Source organism: Agrobacterium sp. CFBP 3001 (genome assembly GCF_027871605.1).
Taxonomy (GTDB): Bacteria; Pseudomonadota; Alphaproteobacteria; order Rhizobiales; family Rhizobiaceae; genus Agrobacterium; species Agrobacterium leguminum.
In genome coordinates, this window is sequence record NZ_JAQAHD010000001.1 from 658,061 (window position 1) to 673,568 (window position 15,508).

The 15,508-nt window shown below is 61.1% G+C and carries 13 protein-coding genes; 6 read left to right on the forward strand and 7 right to left on the reverse strand.

Translation table 11 applies throughout. The annotated features are described in order from the left end of the window. Window positions 1-2: 2 nt before the first annotated feature. A complete protein-coding gene (locus PH605_RS03230; protein WP_174039004.1) occupies window positions 3-293 on the forward strand; it encodes a type II toxin-antitoxin system RelE/ParE family toxin in 291 nt (96 codons plus the stop codon). Between the two features lie 37 nt (window positions 294-330). On the opposite strand, the gene PH605_RS03235 is transcribed toward PH605_RS03230, so the two are convergent. Together PH605_RS03235 and mutY are read right to left on the reverse strand one after the other, a co-directional pair. Beyond that, a complete protein-coding gene (locus PH605_RS03235; protein ID WP_142843949.1) occupies window positions 331-942 on the reverse strand; it encodes an HAD family hydrolase in 612 nt (203 codons plus the stop codon). Then, on the reverse strand, window positions 939-2,042 hold the full coding sequence (mutY, locus tag PH605_RS03240; protein WP_142843948.1) for an A/G-specific adenine glycosylase: 1,104 nt from the start codon (window positions 2,040-2,042) through the stop codon (window positions 939-941). The genes PH605_RS03235 and mutY overlap by 4 nt, the downstream gene beginning before the upstream one ends. A 97-nt stretch (window positions 2,043-2,139) precedes the next feature. Here mutY and PH605_RS03245 point away from each other — a divergent pair, with 97 nt between their 5' ends. The 4 genes from PH605_RS03245 (at window position 2,140) to PH605_RS03260 (ending at window position 7,681) form a co-directional block, all read left to right on the forward strand. Continuing rightward, window positions 2,140-2,670 carry a DUF721 domain-containing protein gene (locus PH605_RS03245; RefSeq protein ID WP_142843947.1) on the forward strand — a complete coding sequence of 177 codons (531 nt, stop codon included), beginning with the start codon at window positions 2,140-2,142 and terminating at the stop codon, window positions 2,668-2,670. 112 nt (window positions 2,671-2,782) lie between these two features. Then, window positions 2,783-3,241, forward strand: coding sequence for a hypothetical protein (locus PH605_RS03250; protein ID WP_142843946.1), 459 nt, complete (start codon window positions 2,783-2,785; stop codon window positions 3,239-3,241). Window positions 3,242-3,448: 207 nt separating this feature from the next. Then, the gene (locus tag PH605_RS03255; protein ID WP_065654295.1) at window positions 3,449-4,129 is read left to right on the forward strand and encodes a DsbA family protein; all 681 of its coding nucleotides are present in this window, start codon (window positions 3,449-3,451) and stop codon (window positions 4,127-4,129) included. Window positions 4,130-4,213: 84 nt separating this feature from the next. Further along, window positions 4,214-7,681 carry a chromosome segregation SMC family protein gene (locus tag PH605_RS03260; protein WP_142843945.1) on the forward strand — a complete coding sequence of 1,156 codons (3,468 nt, stop codon included), beginning with the start codon at window positions 4,214-4,216 and terminating at the stop codon, window positions 7,679-7,681. Between the two features lie 323 nt (window positions 7,682-8,004). On the opposite strand, the gene PH605_RS03265 is transcribed toward PH605_RS03260, so the two are convergent. Further along, window positions 8,005-8,982: a VOC family protein gene (locus PH605_RS03265; protein ID WP_142843944.1), complete on the reverse strand. Its 978-nt coding sequence runs from the start codon at window positions 8,980-8,982 to the stop codon at window positions 8,005-8,007. Window positions 8,983-9,210: 228 nt separating this feature from the next. Between PH605_RS03265 and ppdK the strand changes: the two genes are divergently transcribed. Continuing rightward, on the forward strand, window positions 9,211-11,937 hold the full coding sequence (ppdK, locus tag PH605_RS03270; protein ID WP_080856047.1) for a pyruvate, phosphate dikinase: 2,727 nt from the start codon (window positions 9,211-9,213) through the stop codon (window positions 11,935-11,937). Here ppdK and PH605_RS03275 read toward each other — a convergent pair. From PH605_RS03275 to PH605_RS03290, 4 genes are all read right to left on the reverse strand, one after another. Next, on the reverse strand, window positions 11,915-12,187 hold the full coding sequence (locus tag PH605_RS03275; RefSeq protein ID WP_035260597.1) for a hypothetical protein: 273 nt from the start codon (window positions 12,185-12,187) through the stop codon (window positions 11,915-11,917). The genes ppdK and PH605_RS03275 overlap by 23 nt on opposite strands. Window positions 12,188-12,356: 169 nt before the next feature. Then, a complete protein-coding gene (locus tag PH605_RS03280; protein ID WP_065654293.1) occupies window positions 12,357-12,953 on the reverse strand; it encodes a demethoxyubiquinone hydroxylase family protein in 597 nt (198 codons plus the stop codon). A 193-nt stretch (window positions 12,954-13,146) separates the two neighbouring features. After that, window positions 13,147-13,545: a hypothetical protein gene (locus PH605_RS03285; protein ID WP_080856048.1), complete on the reverse strand. Its 399-nt coding sequence runs from the start codon at window positions 13,543-13,545 to the stop codon at window positions 13,147-13,149. A 149-nt stretch (window positions 13,546-13,694) separates the two neighbouring features. Then, window positions 13,695-15,059: a dicarboxylate/amino acid:cation symporter gene (locus PH605_RS03290; RefSeq protein ID WP_080856049.1), complete on the reverse strand. Its 1,365-nt coding sequence runs from the start codon at window positions 15,057-15,059 to the stop codon at window positions 13,695-13,697. Between the last annotated feature and the right edge of the window lie 449 nt (window positions 15,060-15,508).

A 15,508-nucleotide genomic window follows, 5' to 3' on the forward strand; every position in this document is an offset into this window, starting at 1 on the left:
TCATGGGCTTTCGCCTGTCTCTGCTCGCGGAAGAGGACGTCATTCGCATAGTCGAAGAAGGCATAGTCTTATTCGGGCTGGCGCAGGCGCAAAAATATCACCGGGAACTCTATGAGATATTTGAGCTGATATCTCTCAACCCACGAATGGCACGAGAGCGGCATGAGTTGTTACCGCCGGTGCGTATCCATCGGTTCAGGGCGCATCTGGTTGTTTATGCCGTGGGGACTGACGATGACGTCCTGATCGTCCGCGTCCGCCACGCACATGAAGACTGGGCCAACGAGTCGTAGCCGGGCGTCCACGTCACCGTTTTGCCCGGCAGCCACTTTACGCTTCCACCCCATAAGCCCGCAAATCCTGCCGCAGCTTTTCCGCGCCGGTGAAGTGCAGGGCCTGCCAGCCTGCTTCCTTCGCGCCTTCGACATTCACGAGCGTATCGTCGATGAAGAGGCTGGCGGCCGGATTGAGGCCGAATTCCCTGGCGTGCAGATCGTAGATCGCCACATCGGGCTTCAACAGCTTCACATCGCCGGAAACGGTGACGCCGCGCGGCCAAGTGAGGAAGGGGAACATTTTCTGCGCCTCGCGGAAGGTGTCGGAGGCGAAGTTGGTCAGCATTGTCACGTCGTAGCCGCTGTCGATCAGGGCGACCATGATGGCAACGCTGTCGTCATAGGAATGCGAGACCATCTCGTGCCAGAACTTGCGGAAGGAACGGATGTGCTCTTCCCGCTCCGGAAACTGCTCCACCAGCATCGCTTCGGCATCCTCCCAGCGGCGGCCGCGATCCTGCTCGAGGTTCCAGTCATGGGTGCAGACGTTTTCGAAGAACCATTTGCGCTCGTCGGCATCGGGGATGAGGCGGCTATAGGGAATATGCGGATCGTAGTGGATCAGCACCTTGCCGATGTCGAATACGATATGCTCAATCTTGGTCATCGAAATTTCCTGCTTTCATCGAATGCGGATGGAATAGCCTGCGCGATGACTTTTTTCATCACCGTTGGCAGCGCCTGCGCGTCAAGATTTGTAACCGGCTCCCACCATCCGTCATCCGGGCCGGTTTTAAGGCCGTCCGACACCTGCGCGCGATAGACGGTGAGCCGCAGTTCGAAATGGGTGAAGACATGCACGATGACGCCCGCCGCCTGCCAGCCGGCGGCAAAGGGCGCATGGATCGCCTCCGTGCCGCCGTCCATGCGGGCGGTCCATGCCGTTGTCGGCACCTCGGTCATGCCGCCGAGAAGCCCGCTTTCGATGCGCCGGCGGAGCAGGATTTCGCCGTTCGCATTCACCGCCACGAAGGCAGCCCCGAGCCGCACCGGCTTTGCCTTCTTCGCGGCCTTGACCGGAAAACGCTCCGGCTCGTCATGGGCAAGCGCAAGACAGTGGCCGTTGAACGGACAGAGCGCGCAAGCCGGCCGTTTCGGCGTGCAGATCGTCGCGCCGAGATCCATCATCGCCTGGGCGAAATCGCCGGGCCGGTCGGAAGGGGTAAGCGCGGCCACCTTCGCTTTCATGGCGGGCTTTGAGCCGGGCAGGGGAGCATCTATGGAAAAGAGGCGGGAGATGACGCGCTCCACATTGCCGTCCATCACCGCCGCCTGCCGGTTGAACGCAATGGCCGCCACGGCGGCGGCGGTATAATCGCCGATGCCGGGCAGTTGCTTCAGGCTCTCTTCGCTGTCCGGAAAGGTGCCGCCATGGTCGCGCGCCACGGCTTCGGCGCATTTTTTAAGGTTGCGGGCGCGGGCGTAATAACCGAGCCCTGCCCAGGCCGCCATGACATCTTCGACCGGCGCCCCGGCCAGATCGCTGACGCTTGGCCAGGCCGCGAGAAACTTCAGGAAATAGGGTTTAACCGCCTGCACCGTCGTCTGCTGCAGCATGACCTCGGAGAGCCAGACGTGGTAGGGATCGGCGCGTTTTCCCCGTGCCGCCATGGCGGGAGACGTGCGCCATGGCAGTTCGCGATGGTGCCGGTCGTACCATGCGAGCAGCATCTGCGCATAAGACGACGAGGCGGATTTTTGAAGCATGGTTTGCCGTTTCTGTTCGATTTGGCCTATAGTTGGGACATCCGTAGCGGGCGATCAAGAAAATGTGGATCGCCCTCTCCAAAATCGCGAGTGAAACATGCGTTATCCCCAGAGTGATGCCGGCAAGAAGAAGGGCGTCGTGCAGATCGCCGAAGTCGCCAATGGCATCATGGATCCCGTGCTCTCGAAACGCGCCGGCATCAACACCGCGCTGCTCGGTTCCTGGGACGAGATCGCCGGTGACGACTTTGCCGATTGCACCCGCCCGGAAAAGATCACCTGGCCGCGCCGCGACGAGGGGCCGGATCGCGGCGGTTATCAGCCGGGCGTGCTGACGATTGCCTGCGAAGGCGCGCGCGCCCTGTTTCTTACCCATGCGCAGGGCGAACTGATTGCCCGCATCAACGGCTTTTTCGGCTTTCCGGCGGTGCGCCAGATCAGGATCGTGCAGAAGCCGGTCTCGCAAACCATTACCCGCAGGCGCAAACCGCAGCCCCTGCGCGGCGATGCGGCAAAACGTCTCGATGACATGATGGACGGCATTGAGAGCGAGGCGCTACGCAAGGCGGTGGAGAGGCTTGGAACGGCGGTTTTGCAGAAGAAGCCACCGCAACGAACTTTGAAATAGGAAGAAATTTCAGAGGCGGCTTCTGATTACGCGGCAAATAGAATTTCATTCTCGATTTCAATTTGTTGGCCGACGATTTCCGAATTACTCCATGGCTCAAAGGAGTATGCGGATGGAAATCAAGGAAACACCAGACATGTGGGTTGTGCGTTTTGGTCAACGCCTGCGGATACCCGATGTCAGACAGGCTGCTGCCGAATATTCGGCAATCATAGACAGGCAGCTCGCCGAGCACCGCCTGGAAGCCGATGGGCCTTGGATTTTCATTTCCCACAACCTGCCAAGAGATAGCAAAACCCTGTTTGACTGGGAGATATGCCGCCCAATAAGAAAACCCGTGCAGTGGGATGAGACAATCGAGCTTCATCATCTCGAACCAATCATCGTTGCAAGCAGGGTGCATCAAGGATCGCTGAGATCGTTATTCACCAAAGGATATGCCCCGCTGGTTGCGGAGATAGAAATGTCTCGCCACCATTTCTCGGGTGAGAGTCGTGAAATTTATCACGGCTGGAACGGGCACGGCTCGTCTTATCACAATATCGAAATCCAGTTTGGTCTATCGCGTTGAGCTCATAAGGGGCGCTCGCTGCGACCATTGCCCGCACCCTCTGTATTCAGGGCTTGTTTCTCTTCGTTGTTTTTGCGTTTTCGCCTTCTCGAAGTCACGATTCTTTGACAAGGAAGTTCCATAGCCCGCTTGTCGCGCTGCCGGTGCTGGTGGTATCGGGTTAGCGAATTGCGCATCAGGCAGTTTCAAATCAACACGGGTGTTTCCATGCCGATTTCCGAATTGAATATTACCAGACGCAGCCTCCTCGGCGGCGTTGCTCTTGCTGCCGTTGCCACGGCCCTGCCGTTCGCCTTCACGCCCGGTATCGCCGAGGCGCAGGAACTGCCTGAATCCACCGGCGATGTGGATATGGCTGCGGTGATGAAGCCCGGCCCGCTCCCGGAAGCGGCGCTCGGCGATGCCAACGCACCCGTCAAGATCGTCGAATATATGTCGATGACCTGCCCGCACTGCGCCAACTTCCACAACAAAACCTTCGAAGAGATCAAGAAGAAGTACATCGATACCGGCAAGGTCTATTTTGTGCTGCGCGAATTCCCGTTCGATCCGCGCGCCGCTGCCGCCTTCATGCTGGCGCGCTGCGCACCGGAAGGTCAGTATTTCCCCTTCGTTTCCATGCTGTTCAAGCAGCAGCAGAGCTGGGCTGTCGCACAGGATGCGCGCGCCGCCCTGCTGCAAATGTCGAAAATGGCCGGTTTCTCACAGGAGTCTTTCGAGGCCTGCTTGACGAACCAGAAACTTCTGGATGATGTGAACGCAACGATGCAACGCGGTGCGACGGAATTCGGCATCAACTCCACGCCGACTTTCATCATCAACGGCAAGAAATACGCAGGAGACATGTCGGTTGAAACCATGTCGGCTGTCATCGACAAGCTGCTCTGATCGCCGGACCCTGAAAGAAACGGGCGGCGGATATTTCCGCACGCCCGTTTTTTATTGCCCGTCTTCTTGCCGGGGCGTGACGGCATGAAGTTCAACAAGCTCCGCCTCGTCGGTTTCAAGTCCTTCGTCGAACCTTCCGAATTCATCATCGAGCCGGGGCTTACCGGCGTTGTCGGTCCGAACGGTTGTGGCAAGTCCAATCTGGTCGAAGCGCTGCGCTGGGTGATGGGCGAGAATTCTTACAAGAACATGCGCGCCTCCGGCATGGATGACGTCATCTTCTCCGGGTCCGGCAATCGTCCCGCCCGTAACACCGCCGAAGTCGGCCTCTATCTCGATAATTCTGACCGCACCGCGCCTGCCGCCTTCAACGATGCCGATGAAATTCAGGTAACGCGCCGCATCGAGCGCGAAAACGGCTCCGTCTACCGTATCAACGGCAAGGAAGCCCGCGCCAAGGATGTGCAGCTTCTCTTCGCGGATGCCTCCACCGGCGCGCGCTCTCCCTCCATGGTGGGGCAGGGCCGCATCGGCGAACTCATCAACGCCAAGCCGCAGGCCCGCCGTCAGCTGCTGGAAGAGGCGGCCGGCATTTCCGGCCTGCATTCCCGCCGCCACGAAGCCGAGCTTCGCCTGCGCGCCGCCGAAACCAATCTGGAGCGGTTGGAAGATGTGACCGCCCAGCTGGAAAGCCAGATCGAAAGCCTGAAACGCCAGGCCCGGCAGGCCAACCGTTTCAAGATGCTGTCAGCCGATATCCGCGCCCGCGAAGCGACGTTGCTGCACATCCGCTGGGTCGAGGCGAAGGAAGCCGAAGGCGAGGCGGAAAGCGCGCTCAATCAGGCCACCAACATCGTCGCCGAAAAAGCGCAGGCCCAGATGGAAGCGGCCAAGCAGCAGGGAATCGCCAGCCTGAAACTGCCGGAACTGCGCGAGGACGAGGCGAAAGTCGCCGCCGCCCTGCAACGCCTGCAGATTGCCCGCACCCAGCTGGATGACGAGGCCAACCGCTTGCTGCGCCGCCGCGATGAGTTGGCCCGCCGCCTGTCGCAGCTTGGCGAGGATATTATCCGCGAGGAACGGCTGGTCTCCGATAATGCCCAGATACTCGCGCGGCTCGATGAGGAAGAGGCCGAACTCCTGGAAATCCTCTCCGATTCCGGCCGCCATGCGGAAGAGATGCGCGAAGCCTTTGAAGCCGCCGCTGTCAAACTGGCAGAGAGCGAAGCCATCTTCACCGCGATCACCGCCGAACGGGCCGAAGCCGCCGCCGCGCGCCAGCAACTGGAGCGGGCGATCCGCGATCTTTCGGATCGCAAGCTGAGGCTGGAACGGCAATCGCAGGAGGCATCGGCGGAGATCGATGCCATCGACGAAAAACTCTCCGGCCTTCCCGATCCTTCCGAACGGCGAGAAGCGGTCGAGGCGGCGGAGATCGCGGTCGAGGATGCCCTGATCGTGGTGGAGGAAGCCGAAGCCGCCGTCGCGGAGGCGCGTTCTGCCGAAGCGCTGGCGCGCGCGCCGCTGGAAACGGCGCGGAACCGGCTGAACGCGCTGGACACGGAAGGGCGCACCATCACCAAGATCCTCGCCTCCAGCGCCGCCGCCAATGGCAGCTTTACGCCGGTGGCGGAGGAAATGACGGTGGAGCGCGGTTTCGAGGCGGCATTGGGTGCCGCCCTCGGCGACGATCTCGAAAGCCCGCTCGATCCCGCAGCACCCGCCTATTGGGCCGGAAATGGCGATGGCGCGGGTGATCCCGCCTTGCCGCAGGGTGCGAAACCGCTTCTGGATTATGTGCAGGCGCCGGAAGCCCTGCGCCGCGCTTTGGCGCAGATCGGCGTCGTCGCCAACACGGCGGAAGCCCTGCGCCTGCTGCCGCACTTGAAGGCTGGCCAGCGGCTGGTGACGCGTGAAGGCGCGCTGTTCCGCTGGGATGGCCATATCGCCAGCGCCGATGCGCCGGGTGCTGCAGCGCTTCGCCTGTCGCAGAAGAACCGCCTTGCTGAAATCGAGACAGAACTGGATGAGGCCCGCTCCATTCTGGACGAGGCCGAAGACCAGCTTGCCGCGAAAACCGAAGATATCCGCAGCAGCGAATTGCGGTTCTCGGAAGTGCGCGACAGAAGCCGTCTTGCGACCCGCCATCTTGCCGAGGCGCGCGAGGCGCTGACTGCGGCCGAACGGGCCTCTGGCGATCTGCTGCGTCGTCGCGATATCGTGTCCGAAGCACTGAACCAGATCGGCGCGCAGATCGATGAGATCGCCGTTCAGGAAGAAAACGCCCGTATCGAAATGGAAGACGCGCCCGATCTTTCCGTGCTGGATCTGCGACTGCGCGAAAGCCAGCTTGAAGTCGCGACCGACCGCAGCCTTCTGGCGGAGGCCCGCGCCCGCCATGAGGGTGTGAGCCGTGAGGCGGAAAGTCGCCAGCGCAGAATTCAGGCGATAGGGCAGGAGCGCTCCACCTGGCAATCGCGTGCGGCAAGTGCGGCTGATCATATCGCGACATTGCGCGAACGCGAGGAAGAGGCGCGCGAGGAAATCGCCGAGCTGGACATAGCGCCGGAAGAATTCGACGAGAAACGCCGCAACCTCCTCAACGAATTGCAGAAGACCGAAGACGCCCGACACGAGGCCGCCGACCGGCTGGCCGAGGCGGAAAACCTGCAGCGCGCCGCCGACCGGGTGGCGGCAACGGCGCTTTCGGAACTGGCCGAAGCCCGCGAAAAACGCGGCCGCGCCGAAGAACGTCTGGTTTCCGCCCGCGAAAAGCGGCAGGAAACCGAACACCGCATCCGCGAAACGCTGAATACCGAGCCGCATATGGCGTTGCGCCTGACCGGCCTCGGTCCCGACCAGCCGAAGCCCGATATTCGCGATGTCGAGCGCGATCTCGACCGGCTGAAGATCGAACGCGAAAGGCTGGGCGCGGTCAATCTGCGCGCCGAGGAAGAGCAGGCCGAGCTTTCCGCCAAGCTCGAAGCGCTCATCAAGGAGCGCGACGACATCATCGATGCCGTGCGCAAGCTGCGCGCCGGCATCCAGAACCTCAATCGTGAGGGCCGGGAACGGCTGATCGCCGCTTTCGATGTGGTCAATTCGCAGTTCCAGCGGCTGTTCACCCATCTCTTCGGCGGCGGCACGGCGGAATTGCAGCTGATCGAATCCGACGATCCGCTGGAAGCGGGCCTGGAAATCCTCGCTCGCCCGCCGGGCAAGAAACCGCAGACCATGACGCTGCTTTCCGGCGGGGAACAGGCGCTGACGGCCATGGCGCTGATCTTCGCGGTCTTCCTTACCAATCCCGCGCCCATCTGCGTGCTGGACGAAGTGGATGCGCCGCTCGACGACCACAATGTCGAGCGTTACTGCAACCTGATGGATGAGATGGTGGCCTCCACCGAAACCCGCTTCGTCATTATCACCCACAATCCCATCACCATGGCGCGCATGAACCGCCTCTTCGGCGTTACCATGGCCGAACAGGGCGTGTCGCAACTGGTGTCTGTCGATTTGCAGACCGCCGAACAGCTGCGCGAAGCCGTCTGAAACTGCCAGGCCGCATTTCGATCCTGACTTTTGCTCAACATGAATTTATCTCGTCGTCTCACCCATTCGGGTGAGCGCAAACCCGCGGCATTTTGCTATGTCTTGCCATGAGCCTCAGTGTGCTTTCCCAACCCCGCCATCCGGTTTCCTGTACCGGGTGGACTGCCTTGCGAGGCCGCTGCAACGGCCTCGCAAGGTCTTTTTGCCGGCTGACGAATACGACTGACTTGATGAGGAAGGGGGCGGCGAGGCTCTGTCGTGTTCGGACGAAGTTGTGTAAGCATTTTTTGTGGCGCCCGCTTCGCATCGAGCGTATGGACCACTCACCCTGGCACCAGCCGCAGCCGCGTGCCCCAGGGGTCTATCGCTTCCACTACGTTATTTTCCATCTCCACCAGCACATAACCGGCGGCCCGCAGCCGCGTTTTCTGCGCCTCCAGATCATCGGGGTTGCGAATGGTGAGGGAAAACCAGTCGAGGCCGGTTTCCATGGCGTTGCGTTCCTTCGCGCCACGGCTGTTCCATGTATTCACCGCCAGATGATGATGGTACCCGCCGGAAGAGAGAAACGAGGCATCGGAGCGCGCATCCTGCGTCGGTTGCAGGCCGATGGCTGTTTCATAAAAGGCGCGGGCGCGGGCGATTTCGCCGACCCGCAGGTGAACATGCCCGATGCGCATTCCCGGCGGGGCAGCCTCGTAATCGCTTCTTTTGGTATCGGTCAGCTTCACCAGATCGTCGACATCGAGCGGTTCGGTGCCCATTTTCACCACGCGGCCGCTCCACACCCATGTATCCTTCGGCCGGTCGCTGTAAACCTCGATGCCGTTGCCTTCGGGATCGTTGAGATAGATCGCCTCGCTGACATTGTGGTCGGCAAAACCGGAAAGCGGCACCTGCTTCAGCGCCGCATGCACCAACCAGCGCGCCAGATCCTTGCGTGAGGGCATCAGGTAGGCGATGTGGAACAGGCCGGCGGAAGTGGGACTTTCGAAATCCGCGGCCGGCTTGTGCACCAGATCGAGCAGCGGCACGGTGCCGACGCCGAGCGTCACGCCTCTGGCCGTGCGCTCCACCTCGTTCATGCCCAGCACTGAACGGTAATACTCGATCATCGGGTCGAGATCGCGCACGCGCAGCGCGGCCTGGCCGATATGCATCGGCGTGGTGAGTGCAAAGGGAAGGGCGGAGGCGGCGCCCGCGACGGGCACTGCGCCTTCGGCTCTGAGCGCCCCGGCAAGCGCACTGGCGGCACAGGAAATTCCGGCAAATTTAAGCGTATGGCGGCGGGTAAATTGCATGAATAATCTCTTTGTCGGCGATTTGAATGGCTTAGGCAACACTCCAGTTCAGCGCATTACACGAATGCGTCAATCATGCCGTTATTCGGCCTTTGCGGCAATTCTTGCGCGCAATTTGCCGCAATTATGCTGCACTGCGATGTAAACTGCACGTTGCGGCGTTTCCAACGTGCCGCCAATGCTGTAGATGATAGAAAAATAACAACGCTTCTGGGTGGAGAGCGTGGAATGAAAAAGTGGGTTTATACCTTCGGCAACGGTGCTGCCGAAGGCAGGGCAGGTGACGTTGCGATATTGGGCGGCAAGGGCGCGAACCTTGCCGAAATGGCAAGTCTCGGCCTTCCCGTTCCCCCCGGCCTCACCATCATAACCGATGCCTGCGCGCTTTATCACAAGAATGGCCGCGATCTTCCCGAAGAGCTGAAGCTGCAGGTCATGGCTGGCCTGCACGGCATGGAAACCGTGACCGGCAAGACCTTCGGCGGCAGCCACTCGCCGCTGCTCATCTCCGTCCGTTCCGGCGCGCGCGCCTCCATGCCCGGCATGATGGATACCGTGCTGAATTTGGGTCTCAACGACCGCACCGTCGAGGCGCTGGGCCACGATGCGGGCGACGCCCGTTTTGCCTGGGACAGCTACCGCCGCTTCATCCAGATGTATGCCGATGTGGTCATGGGCCTCGACCACGAATTGTTCGAGGAAATTCTCGAGGACGAGAAAGGCCGCCTCGGCCACGAATACGATACCGACATGTCGGCGGTCGAATGGCAGCATGTCGTTTCGCTTTATAAAAAGCTGATCGAGGATGAGCTGGACGAAGCCTTCCCGCAGGACTGTCATGTTCAGCTCTGGGGCGCTATCGGCGCCGTCTTCGCCAGCTGGACCAACCACCGCGCCGTGACCTACCGCCATTTGCACAATATTCCGGGCGACTGGGGCACGGCGGTCAACGTGCAGGCCATGGTCTTCGGCAATCTCGGCTCGTCCTCGGCAACCGGTGTCGCCTTCACCCGCAATCCTTCGACGGGAGAGGCGGAGCTTTACGGCGAATTCCTCGTCAACGCTCAAGGGGAAGATGTGGTGGCGGGCATCCGCACGCCGCAATCCATCACCGAGGCCGCGCGTCTTGCCTCCGGCTCCGACAAGCCCTCGATGGAAAAGCTGATGCCGGAGGCGTTCAGCGAATTTCTGGCGATCTGCAAGCGGCTGGAAAACCACTATCGCGACATGCAGGATCTGGAATTCACCATCGAGCGCGGCAAGCTCTGGATGCTGCAGACCCGCTCCGGCAAGCGCACCACCCGCGCGGCGATGAAGATCGCCGTCGATATGGTGGAAGAAGGGCTGATCTCGCAGGAGGAGGCCGTCTGCCGCATCGAGCCCTCGTCGCTCGACCAGCTGCTGCACCCCACCATCGATCCCGGCACATCCCGCCCCATCATCGGCTCCGGCCTGCCGGCTTCGCCGGGGGCGGCGACGGGCGAAATCGTCTTTACCGCCGAAGAGGCGGTTGCGGCGGAAGCCGAAGGCCGCCGTGTTATTCTGGTGCGCATCGAAACCAGCCCGGAAGATATTCATGGCATGCACGCCGCCGAAGGCATTTTGACCACGCGCGGCGGCATGACCAGCCACGCCGCCGTGGTGGCGCGCGGCATGGGCATTCCCTGCGTCACCGGCGCCGGCTCCATGCGCGTCGACATGCGCAACAAGGTGCTGATCGGCGTCGGCTGTATGCTCAAGCGCGGCGATGTCATTACCATCGACGGTTCTTCCGGCCGGGTGCTGAAGGGTGAGGTGCCGATGACGCAGCCGGAACTCTCGGGCGATTTCGGCAAGCTGATGGAGTGGGCCGACAGCCTGCGCCGCATGACTGTGCGCACCAATGCCGACACACCCGCCGACGCCCGCGCTGCGCGCACATTTGGCGCGGAAGGCATCGGTCTCTGCCGTACCGAACATATGTTCTTCGAGGGCGACCGCATCCACGTCATGCGTGAGATGATCCTCGCCGAAAGCGAAAAGGGCAGGCGGGCGGCGCTGGATGAGCTTCTGCCGATGCAGCGCTCGGATTTCACCGAGCTTTTCCAGATCATGCACGGCCTGCCGGTGACGATCCGCCTGCTCGACCCGCCACTGCACGAATTCCTGCCGAAGACCGATGGCGAAATCGTCGAGGTGGCGGCCGCCATGGGCATGCCGCAGACGGTGTTCCGCCAGCGGCTGGATGCCCTGCACGAGTTCAACCCCATGCTCGGCCATCGCGGCTGCCGCCTTGCCATTTCCTATCCGGAAATCGCCGAAATGCAGGCCCGCGCCATTTTCGAAGCGGCGGTTGCCGCAGCACGTATCACCGGCGCGCCGGTCGTGCCCGAGATCATGGTGCCGCTTGTTGGTCTCCGCTCGGAACTGGATTACGTTACCGAGGTCATCGATGGCGTCGCCGCAGCGGTGGCGCAGGAAACCGGCATGGAGATCGAATATCTCACCGGCACCATGATAGAGCTGCCGCGCGCGGCCCTGCGCGCCCATGTGATTGCGGAAGCGGCGGAATTTTTCTCCTTCGGCACCAACGACCTGACGCAGACCACCTTCGGCATTTCCCGCGACGATGCGGCGCGTTTCATCAATACCTATCAGCGCAAGGGTATCATCGAGCGCGACCCGTTCATATCGCTCGATTTCGACGGCGTGGGGGAACTGATCCGCATCGCCGCCGAACGCGGCCGCCAGACGCGGCCGGAACTGAAACTCGGCATCTGCGGCGAACATGGCGGCGACCCGGCCTCGATCCATTTCTGTGAGGATGCCGATCTCGACTACGTGTCCTGCTCGCCCTTCCGCGTGCCCATCGCCCGGCTTGCCGCCGCGCAGGCAACGCTGGCGGCAAAGAGGGATGAGGGCAGGGTGGCGAGCAATGTCGCCTTCATTCCCGTCAGGGGTTCTGTTGGACGATGATGCGCCGCTCCACCACCACGGGGCGGTAGAACATGTCGCGGTTCATCTGCGCCTGCCAGGCGCGGTTGTCGGCGCGGCGGTCCATTTCCAGATCGAGAAGGCAACCGGCCATCGGGTCCGTGCCGGGGCGGAAACCATAACCCCGGCAAGTCGCCTCATCCCGCGCCCGACGCTCTTCCGGCGTCAGCGTCTGGCAGGCGGTGAGCGCCAGCATGGCGGCAAGCGCACCGAAGACGATGGAAACACGCATTTTGTTTCTCCCTTAACATGACAGCCGTACGGCACTTTTATTGCCGCGATTGATACGCCTGTTTTGGTACGGGGAAAAGCCGCGTTGGGGCGGAAAGTTGCGTTTGGTAAGCGAACCTCTTCGCGTCATGCGAGCCTTGAACCGGCATCCACTTGCCTGAGCCTCGGCATCATGACTGTCTGGAACGCGCCATTTCAGCGCGCATCCAGCTTGAGTCTCCCCATGTCGAGAGCCAGATCATCAGATCGGTGAGAAAGCCGATAATCGGCAGCAGAAGCATATGGCCCAAACCGCGCGTCGTCTGGTTTTTCTCTGCCTCGTGCAGATGAGCCAATTCCTGTTCCTGAATCGAAGCGATAAGCTTATGCAGCTCGGGATCTCTTGTTTGCAGGAAGGCCAATTGATCTTCCAGATGGCGGTGAACGGTGCTTTCAACGGCCTCGGTGCAAATCCAGACCATGTTGCGTCCGCCGAGCGCCGTCATAAAACCGAGCAGGAGACCTCCAAGGCTCCAAAACGCCATGACGCGACAAGGCCTTGCGTTTCTGGATGGCATGGCGTCCCGAAACCGGCGGCAATGATCGATCTCGTCTTCACGCATTTCCTGAAGAGCGGGTACTATGTCCGGAAACAGCCGGCGAGCCATCCATATCTGCGCGCCGTAGATACGAATAGCGCCAAACTCACCGGCGTGATTGACCTTGAGGATACGCCGAACGGTAAGCGCCGGATCGTATTTGCCGGGACTGCCGGACGTTCGAAACATTACCAAGGCGCGTTCCATTCCAGCTAAATGCAGCAGACGTTACCGGCACTATGAGAGACGGTTGTGACCACGATTGATAAGCCTGTTTCGATGCTAGGAGAACCCCATTCGGCGCGGAAAGTCACAACCGCCGGAGCGGAGATGCAGATATCGCAGCCTCCGTCCGTTTCGAAACCAAACATCCTGATTCCGCTCAGGAATCACGCAGGAAAGACGGCGGGAACAAACCCTGTTGAATGAGCCAGTCGCCGAGCAGAACCGTGAGGATGGCGATGAGGACGATGCCGCCGATAAAGGCGAAGAGGCCGAGCGTGGCTCGGGTCCACCGGCGGGTTTGATAAAGGTAAATCGCAAGCCCGATGGGTGCGAGCAGAACGGTGGTGATTTTGGCAGCGGAGCTGCGCCGGATGTCCCGCTTTTCGGCATCCTCTATCTGCCACCAGGCAAATAGCGTGATGATGCCGATCATCTGCACCAGATCGTTTGCGGTAAAGGACGCTGGAGGCCCGGCAGGCCAGACGGCCGCATCGATCAGAAGCCCGAGGGAGATGAAAGCGAGCAAGCCGACATAGATCCAGTTGCGTTTCGCCATGCACAGTTTCCGCTCTAAATTGCGCTATTGCCCGTGCCGTTATCGCTATCGATCAAATTGGCACCGTCAACCCCAAACTATCAGGGAAGAAAGAGAGTGGTCGGCATGGGGCGTCTCCCTGTTCCGGAAACGCCCCATGATTGTCGCCGTCAGGCCGGCGCTGCTTCCCGGTCGTCGAGTGCGTCGATATCCTTGGCGTTGTTATAGACGGCCTCATTGAGAATGCCCTCGCGCTTGGCGACGAGGGTGGGCACCAGCGCCTGGCCGGCGACGTTAACCGCCGTGCGGCCCATGTCGAGGATCGGGTCGATGGCGAGCAGCAGCCCCACACCTTCCAGCGGCAGGCCGAGCGTGGAGAGCGTCAGCGTCAGCATCACCACCGCGCCCGTGAGGCCGGCGGTTGCGGCGGAACCGAGCACGGAGACGAAGACGATCAGCACATATTCCTGGATGCCAAGCGGCACCTGGAAGAACTGCGCGATGAAGATCGCCGAAATCGCCGGATAGATGGCGGCGCAGCCGTCCATCTTGGTGGTGGCGCCGAGCGGTACGGAGAAGGCGGCATATTCGCGCGGCACGCCGAGGCTCTTTTCCGTCACGGTTTCGGTGACCGGAAGCGTGCCGATGGAGGAACGCGACACGAAGGCGAGCTGGATGGCCGGCCATGCGCCCGCAAAGAAGCGCGACGGCTTCAGGCCATGGGCGATCAGCAGCGCCGGATAGACCACGAAAAGCACCAGTGCCAGACCGATATAAACGGCCGCCGCGTACCAGCCGAGCTGCGACAGCGTCGTCCAACCATATTGATCGACCGCGCGGCCGAGCAGGCCGATGGTGCCGATGGGGGTGAGGCGGATGACCCACCACAGGATTTTGCGCACGATGGCGAGCAGCGACTGGTTGAAGGCGAGGAACGGTTCCGCCGCCTTGCCCGCTTTCAGCGCCGCGACGCCAAAGGCGATCGACACCACGAGCAGCTGCAGCACGTTGAAGTTCAACGAGGTGCTGGCCGCGCCATTATTGAGCTTGGTAGACGCTTCGAGGCCGAAGACGTTGGCCGGGATCAGCCCCTTCAGGAAATCCAGCCAGGACCCGGTGGAAGAGGGGGCCGCCGCTGCCGTATTGGCAATCGCCGTGTTGACGCCGGGCTGAATGACAAGGCCGAGCACGATGCCGATGACGACGGCGATCAGTGCCGTGATGGCGAACCAGAGGAGTGTCTGCCACACAAGCTTCGCCGCATTGGAGAGGTTCTTGAGATTGGCGATGGAGGCGACGATGGCCGTGAAGATCAGCGGCGGAACCAGCGCGCGCAAAAGCTGCACGAAAATGCTGCCGATGGTTTGCAGTGTCACCGAAAGCCAGTTGGGGCTGCCGGCGGCGTCGGGACCGATATTGCGCGCAACGAGGCCGAGCAGCAGGCCGATGACCATTGCGATCAGAACCTGAAAGCCGAAATTGCGATAAAAAGGTTTAGGCCCGGAGGGGGCGGCGGACGTCGTTGCCTGTGACATGACATGTCTCTTTATTGTGCAAGAAAACGAGAATGTTGCACTTTTTACACGCATTCTCGAGGGAGGTCGCCGAGAATACGCCGATTTCCTCAGCAATTAAGGGATGAACGTGCGTATTTGTTGCGTTGTCGGGGAATAATTCTCTTAAGTAGCGACAATGCGGAAAAATATTCCCGCTTCTTGTTGCCTTCGACGTCAGAGTCCTAAAACCTATAGATATTCCGTCACCCCAGACCTGATCCGGGGTCCAGCGCGATCAAGTCCTTGATCGCAAAAGACTCATCCTCACGGCGCAGCATGGCTGGATGCCGGATCATCCTCGGGCTTGCTCCGGGGACCGGCATGACGGAGAAGTTCGCGCGCTTTAGCGTAGGGATCGCCTCCTCCTTTGTTTTCCTCGCCGCAAATCCGGTCTATGACATCATATGCAGGTGATTCCCTGCCAGAAT

Excerpts from the sequence above, each read along its gene's own strand:
- PH605_RS03230 (WP_174039004.1), top strand. The coding sequence starts at position 3 with ATGGGCTTTCGCCTGTCTCTGCTCGCGGAAGAGGACGTCATTCGCATA.
- PH605_RS03235 (WP_142843949.1), bottom strand. The coding sequence starts at position 942 with ATGACCAAGATTGAGCATATCGTATTCGACATCGGCAAGGTGCTGATC.
- mutY (WP_142843948.1), bottom strand. The coding sequence starts at position 2,042 with ATGCTTCAAAAATCCGCCTCGTCGTCTTATGCGCAGATGCTGCTCGCA.
- PH605_RS03245 (WP_142843947.1), top strand. The coding sequence starts at position 2,140 with ATGCGTTATCCCCAGAGTGATGCCGGCAAGAAGAAGGGCGTCGTGCAG.
- PH605_RS03250 (WP_142843946.1), top strand. The coding sequence starts at position 2,783 with ATGGAAATCAAGGAAACACCAGACATGTGGGTTGTGCGTTTTGGTCAA.
- PH605_RS03255 (WP_065654295.1), top strand. The coding sequence starts at position 3,449 with ATGCCGATTTCCGAATTGAATATTACCAGACGCAGCCTCCTCGGCGGC.
- PH605_RS03260 (WP_142843945.1), top strand. The coding sequence starts at position 4,214 with ATGAAGTTCAACAAGCTCCGCCTCGTCGGTTTCAAGTCCTTCGTCGAA.
- PH605_RS03265 (WP_142843944.1), bottom strand. The coding sequence starts at position 8,982 with ATGCAATTTACCCGCCGCCATACGCTTAAATTTGCCGGAATTTCCTGT.
- ppdK (WP_080856047.1), top strand. The coding sequence starts at position 9,211 with ATGAAAAAGTGGGTTTATACCTTCGGCAACGGTGCTGCCGAAGGCAGG.
- PH605_RS03275 (WP_035260597.1), bottom strand. The coding sequence starts at position 12,187 with ATGCGTGTTTCCATCGTCTTCGGTGCGCTTGCCGCCATGCTGGCGCTC.
- PH605_RS03280 (WP_065654293.1), bottom strand. The coding sequence starts at position 12,953 with ATGTTTCGAACGTCCGGCAGTCCCGGCAAATACGATCCGGCGCTTACC.
- PH605_RS03285 (WP_080856048.1), bottom strand. The coding sequence starts at position 13,545 with ATGGCGAAACGCAACTGGATCTATGTCGGCTTGCTCGCTTTCATCTCC.
- PH605_RS03290 (WP_080856049.1), bottom strand. The coding sequence starts at position 15,059 with ATGTCACAGGCAACGACGTCCGCCGCCCCCTCCGGGCCTAAACCTTTT.